This window comes from Methylomonas defluvii (assembly GCF_033949435.1).
Taxonomy (GTDB): Bacteria; Pseudomonadota; Gammaproteobacteria; order Methylococcales; family Methylomonadaceae; genus Methylomonas; species Methylomonas defluvii.
Genome location: NZ_JAXARY010000023.1, coordinates 72,196 through 91,757 on the forward strand (window position 1 = coordinate 72,196; position 19,562 = coordinate 91,757).

Here is a 19,562-nt window from a genome sequence, read left to right on the forward strand (position 1 = left end):
CCCTCATCTCTTACGCCGCTTGCTGCGGCACACTGATGTCCGAGACCCAAGCTCGATTAGCCTCGGCTTGCTCAAACTGACGATCCAGCACATTTTTGTATACCGGCAACGCATGATGACTGTCAGTCGTGTGGATGAATTTGGGCTTCCAGATCGGCTTGAGCTGGAGTTCCTTCATCAGACGGCGCACGCGATACCTGCCGAGCTCGATACCTTCTGCCGCCAGTTCCTGGCGCAGGCGGCGACTGCCATAGCTACGCCCCGTCGCCTCGAATACACTGCGTAGCCGGACGCGTGTGCCGCACACCACCGGCGCTTGCCGGGTGCGCTGCTTGGCGGCATAGAAGCCCGAACGGCTGACACCCACTAATTGACAAGCCTGCCGCACCGTCATGGCCCTCTCTGCGGTTAACAGTTGAATCACTTGACGTGGGCTTTGAACTACAACGTCAGCGTGGCAGTGGGTGTCGGCTTTATCGCACTGGCCGGGGTGGCTGCCGAAACCGGTGTCATCATGCTGATTTATTTAGATCATGCCTATCAAGCGAAAGTCGAAGAATGCCGGCAACAAGGTAAGGAAATGGGGCTAACCGAACTCTATAACTGTGTAGTCACAGGTGCTGCAGAACGGCTGCGACCGAAGATGATGACGGTGGCTGCCATTATGTCAGGTCTATTACCCATCATGTGGAGTAATGGAACCGGATCGGAAGTGATGCGCCGCATTGCCGCCCCCATGGTGGGAGGTATGATATCCTCAATGCTGCTGACGCTTATCGTAATCCCCGCCATTTATGCGCTGTTGAAAGGTTATTCGTTAAGACCGCGAGAGTCCAAGGCTTCATGTTTTTGCAGGCGTAGAACTTAATCAGGAGGCTGTTAATAACAAAAAAGCGGCTTAATGGCCGGTATTTGATCGTTTGCTGTCTAATTGTGGCGATTGGTAACTGGCCTTTTGCCGATCCAAGACGTTCAAAATCTGGCTTGGTTTGAATCAAAAAATGTTGGTTGTTGCCGACAGCCGGCCTTTTGATTTATTTGTTAAACCCTAGCCATGACTTTCGAAGCCTGTTTTCCTGTGTTCAGCGAGTTGCGCCCGCATCTTTCGCAGGAACAGCTTTTAGCCTAGGTGCGCCGCCAACAAACGCAGTCCTACCAAATTCTGGCTGTTAGACAACAAGGTGCCGTTAAAAGCGTGGCGGGTTTTCGTTTCTCCGAGTTTTTGGCCTGGGGCAAAATACTGTATATCGACGATTTGGCCACGTTAAGCGGCGATACTTCGCAAGATTCTGCCAGCGCCTTGTTCGATTGGCTGATCCAGCATGCGTTAAGCGCACGGTTGCCGTGGCGTAACTTTGGATTCCGTTTATCGGCGCCATCATGCGCATTGATGGTATCTTAACCGGGGCTTTCAATTGAGCAGCCACCACTTTTCCCTGACATGCAACTCGTAACTCTGCAATGAAAATACTGGCTTTATCCGGCAGCTTGCGGGCAGCGTCCATCAATTCGGCCGTGTTGCGCACGGTGAGGCTTCTGGCGCCGGTCTCTATGGAAGTCTATTTGTTCGCGAGGCTTGGCGATTTGCCCTTGTACAATCCGGACTTGGAAAACGCGCCACCGGCCGCCGCACAGCTATTACGCAACGAAGTCGCCTCGGCGGATGCCTTGCTGATCGCAAGCCCGGAATATGCCCACGGCGTTACCGGTACCATCAAAAACGCACTGGATTGGCTGGTGGGCTTCGAAGGCTTTGTTAACAAACCGGTGGTGGTATTGAACGCGACGCCGCGGGCCCATCACGCCGACGCCGCGCTCCGGGAAACCTTGACCACCATGTCGGCCAACCTGATCGAAGCGGCATCGATCACTTTACCGTTGCCGAGCGCGAATGTCACAGAGGAGAACTTGTTGGCTTTGCCGGAGATCTCGGCTTTATTGAACGGAGTATTGGCACAAATCCAACGCGAGGTAATGAATCCCTACCTCGACAGTAGCCACTATATCGACAGCCAACATCCGCTGATCGTAGCGAAAGCGGCAAAATTGGCGGAGGGCTGCGCCGATGAGGAAGAGATCGCCAAGCGCTGTTTCGAATTCGTCCGCGACCAGATCAAACATAGTTGGGACTACCGGCTGAATCCCTTGACCTGCAAAGCCTCCGAGGTGTTAATCCACGGCACCGGCTATTGTTATGCCAAAAGCCATTTGCTGGCCGCGTTGCTACGCGCCAACGGCATTCCCGCCGGGTTGTGTTACCAGCGATTGACGATAGACGGCGACCAACCCTCTTTTTGTCTGCACGGATTGAATGCGGTCTACTTGCAGCAATACGGCTGGTACCGGATCGACGCGCGTGGCAATAAGCGCGGCGTGAACGCGGAGTTTTGCCCGCCGCTGGAGAAATTGGCGTTCCCGATTGTGAATCCTTTGGAACAAGATTTGCCCGGTATCCGGGCTGAGCCCTTGCCGGCCGTTGTCAAAGCCTTAACCGAAAACCAAACCGTCGAGCAGGTTTACGACAATTTGCCGGACGTCGATCCTCAAAACACGGTCGCAGCGCCTGGCGGGATAATGTCTTAGTGGAAAGGCTATGGCGATCCGTCAAATACGAGCGAGTCTACCTGCACGTTTAGGATTCAGTCGGTCAAGCCCGCGCCTCAATTTTGGATTATTTCAAGTGGTACAACCACGAACGACCGCATTCCAGTTTGGAACGAAAAACGCCACAACAGGTGTAAAACGATGGCTTGCTAATCCTCAAGTTGGCTGCCTAAACCATGGTAGGGATTTCACTTTAAATTCCGGTTTTGCTGTTCAAACGAATGGGGTCACTTCTCAACATCATAAATTTGATCACCACCCCTTCAAGAAATTGACTGCTGCCGTTCTAAAGGGTCCTGTCGGTAATAGAGCTTCAATTGCCGATAGACGTCAGGGTAATGCGCTTGCAATACCTCTGGAAGGGAGAAGAAATATTCACTGACGACCGCAAAAAATTCAGCAGGACTTGTTGCGGCATATGAATTGATGTAACTGTACTGGTGATGTTGAAGGCGCTCAATCAATCCTTCATATGCAGTCGTTAAAGCTGCTGTCCACTCTGGTACGCGCATTTCATAATGCAAAGGGGGGTAGCCATTGTTACTACCATTCAGTGCATCGAGCTTGTGGGCAATCTCATGGATGACGACATTCCGACCGCAATGGCTTTCTTGCATATCCTGTTCGACATCAGCCCAGGATAGTATTACTGGGCCTCGCGACCAGCATTCGCCACTTAAAATCCTTTCCTGCTGATGTATAACACCAGCACTATCGACGGAATCGCGACGGACTCGAAAAGCACCAGGATAGACAATAACATCCGTCCACCCTGATAAGCAGTTCAAGCCTAAATGTAATATAGGCAAACAGGCTTGACTGGCGATGTTGACGCGCATGATATCGGTCACTAAAAACTCATGGGCGCCGACAATGTTTTTTTCGTGCACAAACAGGGTTGCTAATTCTCGCAGATGCGCTGTTTCGACCGCGCTCAGTCTTTGCAGTACCGATAATTTTTCAGTCGTCTGTTGCCATAGCGCATGTGGAATCGCATGTTGATGCAGGATATAGCGAATACGAAAGCGTTTGAAGAAATTCAAGTTAGGCTAAAAGCGCCGCAATGATGCCAGTCATGAAGATGCCGTCAAACGTTCCGGCCCCGCCAATGGACGCAACGGGCACACCTAGGCTGCCAACATTTTTGAGATGCAGGACATCGGCACCAATCAATACGCCCAGCACGCCGCTGATGTAGGCCAGATGTGCGGCATGTTCTGAGTCCAATATCAACGCTATGGCGACCGAAACTAATGGCGCCACAAAAACAGGCATCCCAAAGCCAATGCCCGGCTCAGGCCGGCTCATTCGATAACTCAATGCTGTCACAGCAGCAAATGCAATACCCAGCTTGATAGGATCAATCAATTGCAATGAGATGAAGTAGAGACATAATCCAACCGGAATTACGCAGCCGCCGACATTGACCGCAATAACAGTATTGCCTTCTCTGGCTGGCTGGAATAACTCCCAGACTGGTTTTCGGCCTGGTAATTCGACCAAATGTCCACTTTCCTGAGTCCTTATCTTGAAGATTGGCAAATTGATCCCGCTGCCAATTAAAGTTCCGACCAACACCATCAGCGTACCCTGTGGGGTCAATCCCAGCTTGGCGAATGCGATTTCAAAAAACTCCACCTGAATCATGGCAACCATCAGCATCGATAAAACCAATAACACTATCAATGGAAAGATGGGCATCGGTGACTCCTAATGTGGGTTATTTAAAATTAAAGGCGTTGCGTAGATCATCGGCTTTAGCGTCACCATCCGTCAAGGACTCCAGATCAAACCGAGTCTCAATCAGTTTGAGGATTGAGGTGGTGTCATAGACGGTGTGATCCACATAGCCTTTCTTGGCAAACGGCGAAACAACAATCGCTGGGATTCTCGTGCCCGGTCCCCAATGATCTATCACCGGCGGCGCGACGTGATCCCAAAGGCCACCGTATTCGTCATAGGTGATAATGATGGCAGTGCTAGGCCAGATGCTGCTGTTGCGAATGACTTCAACAACCTCCCGCACTTCTGCATCGGCATCCTGAATGGTGGAATACCCTGGATGCTGGTTTTTACTGCCAACCGGCTTGAAGAATGCCACTTGTGGAAAGTTGCCCTTCAGATCAGCCAATAGATTGGTTTTATCGAGCGATTACGCGAAATCGAACTGGAGGAATACCGCGCGAAAATCCGCAAAGGTATGGAAAGCCCCGCAGTCCCCGCCGAGGATGTTTTCGCGCGGCTGGAAGCTAAATAGCTGGCTATGAACAAGTAAGCCTGATAGATTCATCTCATTAAGATTTGTTCAGCGTTTCCCTAGCTTACCAAACAGGTGACCAATTTTCTTCCGCGGCCTGCATTAGTCATATCCCAGCACCTCCGCAACCGCATCCTCGCCGATAAGGGTCGGTCGAATTATGAATTCCTCAGAAAATGGGCCTTCGCTAAAAACCCTCACAAATCCCTCCAACTCCAACTTTTTCACTGCCTGAGATAGTGATTTTCTTTTGATCTCCCCACGCTCAACGGACTCGGCCAATATTTTGATCGCCGCTGATCCCATCGCTCTAAGGTCAGATACGGCCGCAGTCATCTCCTCTTCGCTGAAGAACATCGACCGGCTTCGCTCTGTCCCAGGCTTGATCGGTCGGTTCATCGATCACCCCCAATCGATGGAAAATTTGCAATTGAAAATCTCTGGCACCGCGGCATAAATGGGTCTCCTCCTTTCCGTGCAATCGCGGGTGATGGCAAATTTGCGATGCAGCAGTAACACAGCGCTCCCTAACCATGTTTGCAATTTCCCTCTGCCCCTCATTTTGCTCGTGAAATGGGCAAGTTGGGCATCTACCAGCCATCACCGGGAAATCACTGATGTCGATGGTTTTCATGGTATTTTTACCACTCGAATTCGCGCTCTGGTGACATGGTGTAGCCTCTTTGATTTAGCCGCATCTTGCCTGTCAATTCCTCTTCCGGCTCAGCTTCGCCAATAGCTTGTCGAAACATTCCAAAGGCGCGCTTTAAGTAATCTTTGCGGGCGTTCGTATTCTTTAAAATCGAGGTATTGCACTTCGCTTTAGAATCCGCCGGGTTAAAAAATCGGTCTGTATCAAAGCATCGGCGGGTGACAGGATGGTTACACCCAAGAGCTTCAATTCCTCGGCCAACACCAATAAATCCTGATCGCCCGTCACCAGCCAAGACGCATTGGCGGCCAGAGCCGTGTGAATGAATTTGTTGTCGTCCGGATCACGGGAAAAGGTTTGTTGTTCGATCTCAGGAGGAACACTTACCCAGTGCGCTACCGCATCAACATCGCGCAGCAATTGCTTGCGGTGTTCAATGCTCAGGTAGCGATCGAACTTGGGTCGCCACAAACGATCCTGCAACTCGGCATAAGTGGCCACTGAAAACACCGGCTTGCCTTGGCTGACCAGTTGGCGAATCACTGACGCCGGTGCGCCGGTTTTGCTCAGGAAACTGCTGATCCAGACGTTGGTGTCGACGACAGCGATGAGTCCTGAGTTTTCAGCTTTCATCCGCCAGCAATTGTTCGAGGATTTCCGGTGTCATACCGGCCTTCTCGGCTGCATCGGCGGTTTCGTCCATGGTTTTACGCAAGCGGTCGGCATAAAAGGCCCGCATGGCTTCGTAGTCTTCCGCGCTGACCATTACACCAACCACGCGGTCGTGACGTGTCACCCGCACCGGTTCGCGCTGAACGATGTCGAGGAATTCGCCAAAATGGGTTTTGGCTTCGTTGGCGGTGAAAGTTTGCATGGCACCCTCCTAAGACGGGAAGTTTGTTCCGATAATTTAGTCCAAATCGTTCGATTAGGTCAACTTGAGCGTTAACGGTTCCCGCCACCTTAAAGCTGGCCGCTGAAAGCCTAGTGAAGCAGGGATTTTTCAGGTCGTCGAGTGCGGCGATTTTTTGTTGGTAGATGGATTCGAGGCGCTTACCCTAGTTGCCATATGTAATGTAGGGAAAAAATCCTATTAACCCAGGAAAAAATCCGCGCGAATAGCATGCCCAACCTTGCATGCGCCGCTGTTTAATTCCCCTGTATCGTGACGATCGGCGGTTGGACTTTCTCGTCATTCTCCGCTAGTGTCATGATGATCATCAGGAAGGTAAAGATGGCCTTCGACCTGAAGTCGCGATCATCTATCCAATACCAATAGTCGCGATATTTCACCGCTGCAAAGACATCTGACGGCAGCGACTTTTCCGCATGAATCCTGATCAGAGGCGGTAGCGCCTGGGCACCTTCCGGCTCCTGAAACGGCGGATAAGTCCTTTGTTCGGCAATATGCTCAGATGGCACTTCGACATTGGTACCCAGTAGATTCATGATCTGGAAACCGGAACGCGTCTGCACGGCGATAACGTCATCTTTTTCAGCCAACGTCCCATAAACAACTTTAAATTCTTTTAGCTCGGGCCGCAGACCCAACAGTTTTCTGACCAGCAATCTATCGGCCTCGACCTCTGCAGGAAGAGCCGTTTGACTGATCACCAGAATTGTCCCTTCCTGCTTCGTATCCTTGGACAATTCCACCCGTAACCCCAGCACACCGGAAGCCTGGAGACGTTCCAGGGCCGCCAACAGCACGCCAAAATCGGAATCCGCTGCACGCCCTCGCGCGCCGCCTTTACGGTTCAATATCCCATTGATGCTTTGCACCCCAATCTGCAGCAACATGTCCGCGGGCCAGCCCTCCTCAATGAGCCTGAATAGGGCCGGAGGCGGAATCGGCGTCATCATGACTTGCAGAAAATGAGCACCTGTCAGAGGGGTGTAGGTGATCGTCGGCCGATCGGTAAAGCTCCCCGTACTCCCCAGGTTCAAAACATCTCCCAATGCACTTGCACCATTGAGAGTTCCCGTTATTCCCACGGTTCCCTGTAACTGGTAGGGGTGGTCCGGGTCAAGCCGTTGAGACCTCCCTCGACCACAACGGCTGATCAGGCCAGCAAACGTTATGGTTATCAAGATCGTCATCGTCCGCCTGAACCAGGGAAACACTATCCCAGTTCGCTGACCGACGCAGAATGGAACTTGGTGCAAGACTTGTTCGAGCGCGAAGGCGAGCGTGGTGTCCCCGCCAAGATTCCACGACGTGCCTTGGTGGACGCCTGCTGCTATGTGGTGCGCACCGGTTGTGCATGGCGGTTATTGCCGAAAGACTTCCCGCACTGGGATAACGTCTACAAAACCTTTCGCCGTTGGAGTGCCCAGGGCCGGTTTGAAGCGATGCATGACCGCTTGCGACAGATGTGGCGAGCCCGAGAAGAGCGCGATGCCATGCCCAGCGCGGCGGTGTTGGATGCGCAAAGCACGCGGAGTTCGCCGCAGGGCGGGCCGGCCGGTTACGATACCCAAAGGGCATAAATGCGGGTAAGAAGGTCAAAGGTCGCAAGCGCAACCTTGTTGTGGATACCTTGGGTTTACTGCTGGCCGTCAGCGTGTGCGCGGCCAACCTGCAAGACCGCGATGCGGGCAGCGATGCCGTAGCCAGTGCGGTGGAAAAAGTACCCCACCGTGCAACGGTTGTACGTCGACAGTGCTTATGCCGGACAATGGGCGGCCGCCACTGAGGCGAAACACGGGCTGACGGTCGAAGTGGTGCGCCATCCGGCGAATCGGAATGTCGGCCGTTGGGTGAACGCTGGGCAACAGGACTTGTTTCCCGAAACATTGGCAACCGGCTTCACCGTATTGCCGAAGCGTTGGGTCGTCGAGCGTACCCACGCCTGGAACGAACGTGCCAGACGCCCGGTCATGCACCATGATCGCTTGACCAAAGTATCTGAAGCCTGGGTTTGGCTGGCGGAGGCTAGAATGCTGGCCTGCCGATTAGCCAGGTGATTTATTTTGTCTACACCCTCTCACGATACCCTGAAAAACAGCCTTTGAATTTTTTGACGCTACGTCAAAATTCAATAGACATTTTTCTGCTTGCTCGAATATCCATTTGATTTCTATATAAATCCAATTTCCATTGTTGGTTGGGAATGCTTTTTTAAGAGCATATTGATATGCGGATTGGGACGACAGCCATAGAAACGGATGTCGAGGTCTTGCCATCTTTCGTTCTTGGGTATTTTCACCGACACCGGCCCGATGCCGGTCTGAATTTCGCGCTCCGGCTGGTAACTGTTCCGAACTACGGCTGGGTAACTTCGATTGACGGTCGATCGTCGCTGTGCGCTCATCCATCCCGCCTTGTTGAGCGCGCCCTCTAAAAAATCGTTTTCCAGGGTCAGTTGGCCGATTTTCGCATGCAGGGCTTGCAGATCGACCGGCGGTGATTCGGGCTCCGTTGGCCTCCCAAACACATCGGCCGCCCGCTAGGCCAGTTGCTTTTTCCAATCGACAATTTGATTTTGATGAACCTCGAATTCCAGGGTCAACTGGGCCAGAATTTTATCGCCCGCCAAGGCCGCCAGGGCAACATTGGCTTTGAAGGCCGGCGAATGTTTTCTTCTCGGTTTTTTGGACATCTTCTGCTCCATTGCTTTGTCCTCGCGGACGGTCACAAGTAGCAGGGTTTTTCACTTAATCGACTGGTCAATTTTTTGGGGGCTAGCTCTTAGGAATTACAGCGACAAATGCCATTTCATCCGCCAGCGTAAGTGGCTCTAAGCAAGTCGTGCCGTTTTAGGCCAATATTTCTTAGGTTTGGGGATACCTGTTCACGATCAGTGGATTTTCCTTGCACAAAATACGATTTATGCAAAAAAGCCGAACTGGCTCGCTAAATGCCGTTTGAGTTTTGGCAATCAGATCGAGTCTGAGCCTAATTTACCACTATCGAGGTCGGAAATTAAACTAAGCATGAACATCAATGATACGACCTTTTCCACCATCAGATGATGGGCTATGCACAACCTGTGTTATCTGCTGGACTTGAGCCTGCTGCTGTTGCGGTTTTGCAATTGTAGGAGTATTGACCATCCCATTACTCCGTACGTGATTTGTGGTTGCAGAACCAATATTCATATAGGTCATGATTTTTCCTTATATGTAAAATACCATCGGTCCATTATTTCGTATTGGTGTCAGTTAAAGAAGTGCTTCGCAGGTTTGTATTCGTGCCGGGCCAGCGATAAGAGCCCGTAAATAATATCAGGAATTAGACAAACCAAAAACGCCACGATAGCAATAGCCACATCCGAATGGTTGCTACCGGCAGTCTCAACTATATAAAGCGCCAATCCGCCACTTAATAAATATTGCCAATTCATAACCCACCCCATCCAATTTTTCTTGGATCCATTATCCGAATACCCAAATTAATTGCTGCATAAAGCTTCGCAGTTTTGGCATCAATGACCCAGAACAACTGCGGAAATGCAGCGCAATTCTCATATCCAAAGCAATAGTGATGAATTCCGAATAGCTGCTTGTTAATCACCGGAATTGATACCTTCCCGAACATTCCGAAGAGCCTTAACTATTACTTAAATCTTAATCATTTACACTGTTGGCCAGATGAAGAAACTAAAAGGTCAACATGCGTTTGATATTAGCGGAAGACGATCCGATGATCGGCCAGTCGATCCGGGATGGATTGCAGATGGATGGCTTCGTGGTCGATTGGGTACAAGACGGGGAACAAGCCAAACAAGCCCTATCTCATGCGGCGAGCGAGTACGCTTTATTGCTGCTTGACTTAGGGCTTCCCCGCCTATCCGGCCAGCAGCTACTGGTCGAACTTCGCAAATCCGGCAACACCATTCCGGTGTTGATTTTAACGGCGCGCGATGCACTAAGTGATCGAGTCGCTGGCCTCAATAGCGGTGCCGACGACTATCTGGTCAAACCATTTGCCTTGGAAGAACTCGTCGCCCGTATTCACGCGCTGATACGCCGGAGTAACGGACGCGGATCATCCGACATTGAATACGGTGCGTTGCGCATCAATCCGTTGAACCACGAAGTTTGGTTGCGCAATGCCCTGATTGATTTATCCCCGCGTGAATTTGCCTTGCTGCATGCGTTGCTGGAGCAACCGGGGGCTGTGCTGTCCCGCGCGCAATTGGAAGAGCGTCTCTATGGGTGGGGTCAGGAAGTGGCCAGCAATGCGATCGATGTGCACCTACACAACCTGCGCCGCAAACTCGGTGCGGACATCATATTTAATGTGCGTGGCGTTGGCTTCAAAGTGGTGAAGCCATGAGCACCTCTATCCGCCAACGGCTAACTTATTGGTTAATGCCTGTTTTGCTGCTTTCCGGCACCGCGTTTGCCGTACCGACTTGGCTGAACGTTCACGAAGAAATTGATGAACTGTTCGACAAGGTGTTGCGTGAGGCGGCTTATTCCCTGTCTCATGCAAACCACGCGCAAGGTGCCAAACCGGATTCGAACGGCCTCGCATTGCACGGTGATGGTATTGATTTGGTCAGTCAGATTCGCGATCCAGAGGGGCGAATTCTATTTCAATCTCATCCGTTCTCGCCCATTCCACAAGGCGGAAAGCCGGGCTACGACACCGTGAACTGGCAAAACCAAGCGTGGCGCGTCGTTAATTTAAAAACCGATAAAGGTTTGATTCAGGTCGCTCAAGCGCTGCAAGAGCGCCGTGAAACCGCCAACGAAATTACCCTGCATTTATTGACGCCGCTGTTGATTTTATTGCCAGCACTGACCTTATGGCTGGGTTGGGCGATTGGTCGTGGTTTAGCGCCGCTGGCTCAAGTCGCCGCTGCTGTGGCGCATCGCAATCCTCATTCGTTAGACCCCATCCCAGACAATGGTTTGCCCGCAGAAGTCAGCATTCTAGTCGGCGCATTGAACGGGTTACTGAGCCAATTGGATCAGGCACTGGCTACGCAGCGACAATTCACCGCCGATGCCGCCCACGAGTTGCGTAGTCCGCTCACCGCACTGTCTTTGCAGGTACAACTGGCCGAGCGTGCCACTGACTCGGATCGGCGTGCTCAGGCGTTGCAAACCTTGCGGCAAGGTATAGCCCGTGCCGGTCATTTGGTGCAGCAATTACTGACACTGGCTCGCCTCGATCCGAAAGCCGGCGATTCTCCGCTTATACCGTTATTTCTGGATGATCTGGCACGGAACGTAGTGGCCGACTTTGCCCCGCTCGCCGCCAACCGCCATATCGATCTTGGCCTTTCACGAGCAGATCGGGTCAGGGTTACCGGTATTGACGAATCACTGCGGATTCTGCTTGGCAATCTAATCGATAACGCCATCCGTTATTCACCGGCTGACGCACGGATTGATGTCAGTGTCATTAACGATGCCAAAACGGTTCGTCTGGAAGTGAATGATACCGGCCCCGGCATTGCCTTGAATGAACGCGATCGCGTATTTGACCGATTTTATAGAGTTTTGAATAACGCCGAATCCGGCAGTGGTCTTGGCTTGGCTATTGCCAAGAGGATTGCCGAGCAACATCAGGCTGATATTACGCTGAGCGATGGGGATGGCGGGATGGGCTTGAAAGTGATCGTCACATTCCCGGAGATCAGAGCATGACACCGTTTGTTTCCGGTCGTTTCCCGTTAACGCTTCTCGCTTTGTCGCTGGCGGCCTGTACCCCGCAAGGCGTGGGTTTAATCGACGTTGCCAACGATCTGGAACAGCGCACGGGACAGCGTTTTGCCGAAACGCGTGCCGACGAAACCGCATGGCCCGCCAATGTAACTTTGGATGCCGGCTTGTCCGAAGACGAATTAGTCAGCTTGGCACTGTGGAACAATGCGGCCTTTCGCGCGACCTTGGCCGATTTGGGCTTGTTCCGGGCCGATCTCGTGCAGGCGGGTATGCTGCCCAACCCTACCTTCTCGATGTTGGTGCCATGGGGCGCAAAACCCTTGGAACTGACGCTGCGCTACCCGTTGGAAATTTTCTGGCTGCGTCCGCAACGGGTCGAGTTGGCAAAATTGGATGTCGAACAAACTGCACAACGTTTGGTGCAAACCGGATTGGACTTGATTCGCGATGTTCGCATCGCCCACGCCGAATTGAGCTTAGCCAAGCGACGCGTGGAATTGGCTGAATCTGCTGTCACATTGAGTCATGCTATCGCCGAACTCACGCAAGCCCGATTGAAAGCTGGCGATGCCAGCGAACTGGAAGTGACCAATGCTCGAGTCGATGCGCTGCAAGCCCTGGAACAAAAAGGCCGCCTGCAACGCGATTGCGAGATTGCCGACGAGCGCTTGCGGCACCTGGTCGGATTGAGCCTGGAGCAGTGGCCGAAAAACGTTAGTGCGGAACTGATAGCCCATGATGACCGGTTCGATACCGAAAAGCTGGTCGAACAGGCGCTACTGGCACGTCCCGATCTACGTGCCGCAGAAATCAATGTACAAGGCGCGGGCGAACGCATTGGCTTGGCGCGAGCCGAAATCTTTAATATCACCGCCAGCCTCAACGCCAAACAAATCAATGGGCCTTTGCTGGCAGGACCGGGCTTGGACCTGACGTTACCTATCGTCAATCAGAATCAAGGTGGCATCGCGCAAGCCCAGGCGCGCTTCGACAAAGCCGCCAGGCAATATGTCGCCACCCGGCAACGGATTGCGCTGGATGTCCGCGAAGCCCATGCCCGATTGCAACAGGCCGGCCAAAGCCTGCAACAGTGGCAACAAACTATTTTGCCGCCGCTGCAAGCCGCCATACAAGACGCTGAAAACGCTTATGCGGCCGGTAATGTCACCTATCTGTTCGTACTCGAAACTCAACGCCGCTGGCTGGACGCGCAATTAAAAACCGCGCAAGCCGCCGCCGATTTGCGCCGCGCCCGTGCGGAACTGGAACGCAGCGTGGGCCAGCGTCTAAAGCCTGCTTGACTCATTATTTCCCGGAATTCAAGACTAGAATCTGTATGAACCGCGTGTCTTCAAACCACAAACTGTTGTTGTCGGCTATAGTGCTTGTTATTGGTAACCTATTGGCTGCCGAAGCAACTGTGCCGCCTGCCAAAATCGAAAACCCGGTCAAGGAAAGCAATTTGACCCAAGTCGTTTTGGCACCCGAAGCCGCGAAGCGGCTGAGCATCGTCACCACTAAAGTTGAAAAACGACCGCTGACGCGCACCCGCTTGTTCGGGGGCGAGATCACGCTACCTGCCTTGAACGGTTCAGGAAAAGCGAACAAGCAATCGGTTTATACCATTCTGCCTTCGCTGGCACCGGCGGAATTGGTGCGTTTGGCGCAATCGCAAATCGACGCCGACGGCCAAGTGGAACAAGCCAAAGTACAAGTGCAAGCCGCGCAAATAGCCTTGAATCGCGCCGAACAGATGCGCCGCGACAAGGTGGGCACCGAACGCTCGGTCGATGATGCGCGAATGCAGCTAGGCTTGGCCGAGGCCAATCTGAAAACCGCGCACGAACGCCGCGATTTGCTCGGCCCCGCGCTGTTGGACGTCAACAACCGCAGCACGTTTTGGGTGCGGGTGCCGGTCTATGTCGATGATATAGCCGGATTGAATACCGCCGCCCAGGCGCGTGTCGGTGGGCTGACAAATTCGTCCGAGAATGCCACTCGTCTTGCCTTGCCGGTGGCGGCGCCGCCTTCCGCTAATCCGGCTGCCGCCACGGTCGACTTATTCTATGAAGTCAAGAATTCGGATGCATCACTACGTCCCGGTCAGCGCGTTGGCGTGTCCATCCCGTTGCGTAGCGATGACGAAAATCTCGTCGTACCGTGGTCGGCGCTTGTGTATGACGTAAACGGCGGAAGCTGGATTTATCAAGCACTGCAAGCCAATGTCTACCAGCGCCGGCGGGTACAGGTACTACGGGTGGTTGAAGATCAAGCCGCCGTGATGGGCGACATCGCGGCCGGTATCGAGGTGGTCACCGCCGGCGTGGCCGAATTGTTCGGTACTGAATTCGGTGTCGGCAAATGATGCGTTGGCTGATTTCCGTTGCATTACGCCAACGACTATTGGTGTTGGCTTTAGCTGTGGTGTTGGTGGTTTTCGGCTTGCAAGCCGCCCGGCAAATGCCGCTGGATGTGTTCCCGGAATTTGCGCCGCCGCTGGTGGAAATCCAAACGGAAGCGCCGGGACTATCGACTGAAGAAGTGGAAAACCTGATCACCGTGCCCTTGGAAAACGCGGTCAATGGCACGGCCTGGTTGAAGACCTTACGTTCCAAGTCAGTGCTGGGCCTGTCTTCAGTGGTCTGTATTTTCCAGGACGGCACGGATTTGATGCAAGCCAGGCAACTGGTGCAGGAACGGGTTGCCACCATCGCGCCGCGCCTACCGGTTGTGGCCCGCGCACCGGTGATGCTGTCGCCGTTATCGTCCACCAGTCGGGCGCTGAAGATTGGTATTTCATCGAAAAAACTGTCGCAGATGGAATTGTCCGAATTGGCGTTATGGACCATTCGCCCACGCTTGATGGCGGTGCCGGGTGTGGCCAACGTGGCTATTTGGGGCCAGCGAGATCGGCAGTTACAGGTTTTGGTCGATCCGGACCGGCTGGCCGCCAACGGCGTGACGCTGGATGCGGTGGTGCGTGCGACTGGCGATGCAGCCACCATTTCAGCCGGAGGCTTTGTGGATTTGCCTAATCAGCGTTTGCCAGTGACGCATGTGTCGCCGCTGCAAACACCGGATGATCTGGCGCGAACCGTGGTGCAATTCACCGGCGGTGTTCCACTGCGCTTGGGCGATGTGGCGGACATTGTCGAAAGCCACCCGCCGCCGATTGGCGATGCAGTGATCAATGATGGTCCGGGATTACTGCTGATTGTCGAAAAACAACCCTGGGGTAACACCTTGGATGTGACGCGCAAGGTGGAAGCGACCCTGGAAGCTCTAAAACCTGGCCTGCACGACGTCGACATCGATCCAACCATCTTCCGTCCGGCAACCTTCATCGAACGCTCGCTGCAAAATTTAAGCGACGCGTTGATCTTGGGCTGCATACTGGTCGCAGTGATTCTGATCGCTTTTTTGTTCGAGTGGCGTACCGCCGTGATCAGCCTGTCGGCGATTCCGCTGTCGCTGTTGGCAGCCGCCTTAGTGCTGTATCTGCGTGGCGGCACCCTTAACACCATGGTGCTAGCCGGTCTGGTGATTGCGGTCGGTGAAGTGGTGGATGACGCGATCATTGATGTCGAGAATATCATGCGCCGTCTGCGCCTTAATCGCGAGGCGGGCAGTCCGCGGTCGCCTTTCCGCGTCGTGTTGAAGGCGTCGTTGGAAGTGCGCAGCGCTGTGGTGTTCGCCAGCCTGATCGTGGCGCTGGTGTTTGTGCCGGTATTCTTCCTCGACGGCTTGGCCGGTACCTTTTTCAGGCCGTTGGCATTTTCCTACCTGTTGGCGATTTTGGCCTCGCTACTGGTCGCGTTGACGGTGACCCCCGCCTTGTGCCTGATGCTGTTACCCAATGCGAAGCAGCGCCAGGGGGATGCACCGCTGACACGGGTTTTGAAACGGCATTATCGCAAGCTGTTACCGGCAATCGTCAGCCGTCCGCAATGGGCGACGGGTTTTCTGTTAGTGGCGTTTATATCGACAATCATCGCGTTACCGCGACTTGGCGAATCGTTTCTACCCAACTTTAAGGAAACCGATTTTTTGATGCATTGGGTTGAAAAGCCTGGCACCTCGCTGGAAGCCATGCGCCGTATTACGGTACAAGTTAGTAAGGAACTGCGGGCGATCCCCGGTGTGCGCAATTTCGGTTCCCACATTGGCCGGGCCGAAGTTGCCGACGAAGTGGTAGGGCCGAACTTTACCGAGTTATGGATTAGTTTAGACACGGTGGTTGATTACGACAGTACCGTGGCAAAAATCCAGGCCGTCGTCGACGGTTATCCGGGGCTTTACCGGGATGTGCTGACGTACCTGCGCGAACGGATCAAAGAAGTGCTGACCGGTGCCAGTGCGACCGTGGTGGTGAGGCTGTATGGCCCAGATTTGGGAATCCTGCGAGATAAGGCCGCAGAAGTCAGTCAATCCATCGCTGATGTACCCGGCATCGCCAACCTGAAGGTGGAACCGCAAATACTGGTGCCGCAGATACAGATGCGACTCAAGCCGGACGTGGCGGCCAACTTCGGCTTGACAGCCGGGCACGTGAGGCGGGCCGCTGCTACCTTGATCAAAGGCAGCAAGGTCGGCGAAATTTACCGTGACCAAAAAATCGTCGATGTCACGGTTTGGGGTCATGAACGAGTGCGCCATGACCTTGCGGCGCTCAGATCGCTTACTATCGATACGCCATCCGGGGCGCGCGTGCCGTTGGGCGATGTGGCCGACATCGATATGGCGCCCACACCTAACGAGATCAAACGGGAAAACGCATCGCGCCGAATCGACGTCACCTGCAACGTCAGTGGCAACGATTTAGGCGGCGTGGCGCGGGAAATTGAAAGCCGCGTGAAGAGGCTAACGTTCGCGCAAGGCTATCACCCGGAGTTTCTAGGCGAATACGCGGCACGACAAGCATCCAGCGAACGGCTGACCTGGCTGAGTTTGGCTTCATTGCTGGGTATCCTGGTGTTATTGCAGGTCGATTTTCGCTCACTACGCTTGGTCTGTCTGGTGGCATTAACCTTGCCGTTCGCGTTGATCGGGGGCGTTGTGGGGGCGTTTTTAAGTGGCGGCGTGCTGTCGCTCGGCTCGCTGGTCGGCTTTATCACCGTGCTGGGTATCGCCGCGCGGAACGGCATCATGTTGTTGAGCCATTACCGACATTTGGAACAGGAAGAAGCTGTCCTATTCGGACCTGACTTAGCGCAGCGCGGCGCCGAAGAACGTCTGGCACCCATCCTGATGACAGCGGCTTGCGCCGGATTGGCCTTGCTGCCGTTGATCCTGAAAGGCAACGTACCCGGCCACGAAATCGAATACCCCATGGCGGTAGTGATACTCGGTGGCTTGATGACCTCGACCTTGTTGAATCTGTTTTTGATGCCTTCCCTGTATTGCAGGTATGGCAACACTACAGTACAAAAGTTAAAGGAGGTTATGTGAATTGAGTGTCAGGACACGGGTGACGTGCGCCCATTGACAAGTGTATAAATCGGACTGCAGTGGCCTTGTCAAATCTGTTGTTCACGAACTTGGTGCCAATTTACAAGGGGATACCAACGAGATTTCAGGTTTTATTCAACAATTACCACCAATGGGATTACCAGCGCCCCATGAGCGAGTGACAGTAAATTGGTGCCGGCCGATTTTAAAGGCCAAGAACACGAATCACTTCACACCCATGGTCATATGGTGGTTGTCGTCGCGGGTCCCCCTGGCTCACAATAAAACATCCTCGGCGGGGACTGCGGGGCCGTCCATAACTTTGCGGATTTTCGCGCGGTATTCCTCCAACAAGCCCTTGACCAAATATCGATCATTCCCGATTTAAACTCTACCCCCACGTGATCAATCTGCTTTATGATTACACGTGAACCACAAATAACCAGAGCGTAGCCATGGCCACAGAAGCATTTACCGTTAGAACCGAATCAGACATCGTGCATCAGCTTGATAGCATGGCCGGGGCGTTGGATCGTTCGCGTAACTACCTTGTCAATCAAGCCTTGCGCGAATACCTGAAAACTCATGCCCGGAAAATTGAGAAAATTACCCAGGGCATAGCCGCTGCTGACCGTGGCGAAGTCATCGAGCATGAAGACGTGATCAAGGAATTGGAAGTCATCGCACAACCTACAAGCGGCGACGATTTCTTTGACTGTGCCGGCATCTGGGAATCACGAGAAATCGACCAAACTACCATTCGTGTAAAAGCCTGGCCGGATCAGCGTGGATGATTCTCTGCGACACCAATATCTTGATTGAATTCTACAAAGGCAATCCAGCTATCATCCAAACTCTCAGAACCATAGGATCGGCTAATATCGCCGTCAGCGTCATATCACCAAAGCCGAACTGTTTTACGGCGCTAGAGACAAACAAGAACTGGCCAAAATCGAACGCCATTTAGGGTTGTGCCATTGCTACGGCTTCTCGCCGGAACACTACCCGGCACGACCGCCGTATTACGCCGGCCGTTACAAATTTCAAAAGCACTTTTTCCCTATCATCGAGGATTTGAAGGCCCAAGGTGAAGAGTATGAGTGTGCCAAGGCGATTGATAGTTTACCGGAAGTGAAATATTGGATTCGGAACCTGGTTCGCCGGGATCATGCCTCGTTTTGGCTGCCGTTGGCTCATAACCGCTTTTACCCTGATTTTGTCTGCGAACTGACGGACGGCCGGATGTTGGTCGTCGAGTACAAGGGCGAAGCCTATGCCAGTAACGACGATTCAGCCGAAAAACGTGCGGTAGGCGAGTTGTGGGCGAAATCCAGCCAAGGGCGTTGTTTATTTATCATGGCTGTCGAGCAAGATAATCAAGGCCGAGACGTTAGGCAGCAGATTCAAGATTTGGTGTAATTTATCGCTATGTGTAGAACTTCGTCCCCATTTCCTGGAAGAAATGTTTATACCGTTCGCCGAATTCAGTCATTAGCTTCCGGTTTAACAACGGATGTGTGCTGCACTGTGCGCATGTAGAAACAACATCTCTATAGATTGATGCCGGAACCTTTCTTTCTCCCTGATAATTCATTAAGAGCTTTCCGCCTAATTGATCAGTTGTTTTACTACCCCTTTGGAACATGAATATATTGGGGAGTCTGCCATAGGCAGAAAAAACAACATAACGCCAACTCGGGTCTGGAGTTCCCTTTTCAGGAAGTACCTCCACCGAATACTCCAGGTCCCCGCCATTACTCAGTTCTTCATAAGCAATAGAGCACTTTTTCGGACCTTCTGCAATTAACACACAGGGGCCGATTGCATCGTAATCAACAAATCTAGCACTTGCTTCAATTCCTAGCAGTTTTGACAAATCTTCCCTTTCAGTCTCAGGTAACGCCATCTGGCCATTAAGGAACCAAAGCAGTTGTTTTACTGTAATGCCGATAGCCTTAGCAATGTCGCCCGGTTTATTAG

Annotated in this window: 21 protein-coding genes and 3 pseudogenes; 12 read left to right on the forward strand and 12 right to left on the reverse strand. The window is 52.9% G+C overall.

Annotated elements, in window-relative coordinates; all coding sequences use genetic code 11:
* Nucleotides 1-10: 10 nt before the first annotated feature.
* Nucleotides 11-394, reverse strand: coding sequence for an IS3 family transposase (locus QLH52_RS20170; RefSeq protein ID WP_319962732.1), 384 nt, complete (start codon nucleotides 392-394; stop codon nucleotides 11-13).
* A 21-nt stretch (nucleotides 395-415) separates the two neighbouring features.
* Between QLH52_RS20170 and QLH52_RS20175 the strand changes: the two genes are divergently transcribed.
* The 4 genes and pseudogenes from QLH52_RS20175 to QLH52_RS20190 all read left to right on the forward strand — a co-directional run.
* On the forward strand, nucleotides 416-868 hold the full coding sequence (locus QLH52_RS20175) for an efflux RND transporter permease subunit (RefSeq protein ID WP_482194194.1): 453 nt from the start codon (nucleotides 416-418) through the stop codon (nucleotides 866-868).
* Between the two features lie 261 nt (nucleotides 869-1,129).
* The gene (locus tag QLH52_RS20180; protein WP_319962733.1) at nucleotides 1,130-1,402 is read left to right on the forward strand and encodes a hypothetical protein; all 273 of its coding nucleotides are present in this window, start codon (nucleotides 1,130-1,132) and stop codon (nucleotides 1,400-1,402) included.
* A gap of 59 nt (nucleotides 1,403-1,461) precedes the next feature.
* Entirely contained in the window at nucleotides 1,462-2,583 is a 1,122-nt protein-coding gene (locus tag QLH52_RS20185; RefSeq protein ID WP_319962734.1) for an NAD(P)H-dependent oxidoreductase, read from the forward strand.
* Nucleotides 2,544-2,741 (forward strand): annotated as a pseudogene (locus tag QLH52_RS20190) (integrase core domain-containing protein); the annotation flags it as partial. The gene QLH52_RS20185 and the pseudogene QLH52_RS20190, both read left to right, overlap by 40 nt.
* A 126-nt stretch (nucleotides 2,742-2,867) precedes the next feature.
* Here the strand turns inward: QLH52_RS20190 and QLH52_RS20195 are convergent.
* The 7 genes from QLH52_RS20195 to QLH52_RS20225 form a co-directional block, all read right to left on the reverse strand.
* Nucleotides 2,868-3,647, reverse strand: coding sequence for a M90 family metallopeptidase (locus QLH52_RS20195; RefSeq protein ID WP_319962735.1), 780 nt, complete (start codon nucleotides 3,645-3,647; stop codon nucleotides 2,868-2,870).
* Between the two features lies 1 nt (nucleotide 3,648).
* Nucleotides 3,649-4,305 carry a DUF1614 domain-containing protein gene (locus QLH52_RS20200; RefSeq protein WP_064023690.1) on the reverse strand — a complete coding sequence of 219 codons (657 nt, stop codon included), beginning with the start codon at nucleotides 4,303-4,305 and terminating at the stop codon, nucleotides 3,649-3,651.
* A gap of 19 nt (nucleotides 4,306-4,324) precedes the next feature.
* Nucleotides 4,325-4,735 (reverse strand): alkaline phosphatase family protein, encoded by a 411-nt coding sequence (locus tag QLH52_RS20205; RefSeq protein ID WP_319962736.1) that lies wholly within the window; start codon nucleotides 4,733-4,735, stop codon nucleotides 4,325-4,327.
* 228 nt (nucleotides 4,736-4,963) lie between these two features.
* Nucleotides 4,964-5,260 carry a hypothetical protein gene (locus QLH52_RS20210; protein WP_197485048.1) on the reverse strand — a complete coding sequence of 99 codons (297 nt, stop codon included), beginning with the start codon at nucleotides 5,258-5,260 and terminating at the stop codon, nucleotides 4,964-4,966.
* Between the two features lie 397 nt (nucleotides 5,261-5,657).
* Nucleotides 5,658-6,146 (reverse strand): putative toxin-antitoxin system toxin component, PIN family, encoded by a 489-nt coding sequence (locus tag QLH52_RS20215; protein ID WP_319962737.1) that lies wholly within the window; start codon nucleotides 6,144-6,146, stop codon nucleotides 5,658-5,660.
* Complete coding sequence (locus QLH52_RS20220; protein ID WP_054761743.1) at nucleotides 6,136-6,387, reverse strand: type II toxin-antitoxin system Phd/YefM family antitoxin; 252 nt, start codon at nucleotides 6,385-6,387, stop codon at nucleotides 6,136-6,138. The genes QLH52_RS20215 and QLH52_RS20220 overlap by 11 nt, the downstream gene beginning before the upstream one ends.
* Nucleotides 6,388-6,662: 275 nt before the next feature.
* Nucleotides 6,663-7,460, reverse strand: coding sequence for a hypothetical protein (locus tag QLH52_RS20225; RefSeq protein WP_319962748.1), 798 nt, complete (start codon nucleotides 7,458-7,460; stop codon nucleotides 6,663-6,665).
* A 60-nt stretch (nucleotides 7,461-7,520) separates the two neighbouring features.
* Between QLH52_RS20225 and QLH52_RS20230 the strand changes: the two are divergent.
* A pseudogene (locus QLH52_RS20230) lies at nucleotides 7,521-8,480 on the forward strand (IS5 family transposase); the annotation flags it as partial.
* A 321-nt stretch (nucleotides 8,481-8,801) separates the two neighbouring features.
* Here the strand turns inward: QLH52_RS20230 and QLH52_RS20235 are convergent.
* The 3 genes and pseudogenes from QLH52_RS20235 to QLH52_RS20245 all read right to left on the reverse strand — a co-directional run.
* Nucleotides 8,802-9,115: pseudogene (locus tag QLH52_RS20235) on the reverse strand (transposase); the annotation flags it as partial.
* Between the two features lie 328 nt (nucleotides 9,116-9,443).
* Complete coding sequence (locus QLH52_RS20240) at nucleotides 9,444-9,623, reverse strand: hypothetical protein (protein ID WP_140911825.1); 180 nt, start codon at nucleotides 9,621-9,623, stop codon at nucleotides 9,444-9,446.
* A gap of 50 nt (nucleotides 9,624-9,673) precedes the next feature.
* On the reverse strand, nucleotides 9,674-9,859 hold the full coding sequence (locus QLH52_RS20245; RefSeq protein WP_319962738.1) for a hypothetical protein: 186 nt from the start codon (nucleotides 9,857-9,859) through the stop codon (nucleotides 9,674-9,676).
* A gap of 269 nt (nucleotides 9,860-10,128) precedes the next feature.
* On the opposite strand from QLH52_RS20245, the gene QLH52_RS20250 reads away from it, so the two are divergent.
* The 7 genes from QLH52_RS20250 (at nucleotide 10,129) to QLH52_RS20280 (ending at nucleotide 19,001) form a co-directional block, all read left to right on the forward strand.
* The gene (locus QLH52_RS20250) at nucleotides 10,129-10,794 is read left to right on the forward strand and encodes a response regulator transcription factor (protein ID WP_319962739.1); all 666 of its coding nucleotides are present in this window, start codon (nucleotides 10,129-10,131) and stop codon (nucleotides 10,792-10,794) included.
* Complete coding sequence (locus tag QLH52_RS20255) at nucleotides 10,791-12,116, forward strand: ATP-binding protein (RefSeq protein ID WP_319962740.1); 1,326 nt, start codon at nucleotides 10,791-10,793, stop codon at nucleotides 12,114-12,116. The genes QLH52_RS20250 and QLH52_RS20255 overlap by 4 nt, the downstream gene beginning before the upstream one ends.
* Complete coding sequence (locus tag QLH52_RS20260; protein WP_319962741.1) at nucleotides 12,113-13,435, forward strand: TolC family protein; 1,323 nt, start codon at nucleotides 12,113-12,115, stop codon at nucleotides 13,433-13,435. Before QLH52_RS20255 ends, QLH52_RS20260 begins: the two co-directional genes overlap by 4 nt.
* Nucleotides 13,436-13,470: 35 nt before the next feature.
* Entirely contained in the window at nucleotides 13,471-14,499 is a 1,029-nt protein-coding gene (locus QLH52_RS20265) for an efflux RND transporter periplasmic adaptor subunit (RefSeq protein WP_319962742.1), read from the forward strand.
* Nucleotides 14,496-17,582: an efflux RND transporter permease subunit gene (locus tag QLH52_RS20270; protein ID WP_319962743.1), complete on the forward strand. Its 3,087-nt coding sequence runs from the start codon at nucleotides 14,496-14,498 to the stop codon at nucleotides 17,580-17,582. The genes QLH52_RS20265 and QLH52_RS20270 overlap by 4 nt, the downstream gene beginning before the upstream one ends.
* Before the next feature lie 455 nt (nucleotides 17,583-18,037).
* A complete protein-coding gene (locus QLH52_RS20275) occupies nucleotides 18,038-18,376 on the forward strand; it encodes a CopG family ribbon-helix-helix protein (RefSeq protein WP_082409821.1) in 339 nt (112 codons plus the stop codon).
* Nucleotides 18,377-18,551: 175 nt separating this feature from the next.
* Entirely contained in the window at nucleotides 18,552-19,001 is a 450-nt protein-coding gene (locus QLH52_RS20280; RefSeq protein ID WP_319962744.1) for a hypothetical protein, read from the forward strand.
* 7 nt (nucleotides 19,002-19,008) lie between these two features.
* On the opposite strand, the gene QLH52_RS20285 is transcribed toward QLH52_RS20280, so the two are convergent.
* The coding region (locus tag QLH52_RS20285; protein ID WP_482194195.1) for a hypothetical protein at nucleotides 19,009-19,562 on the reverse strand (554 nt) is incomplete at its 5' end.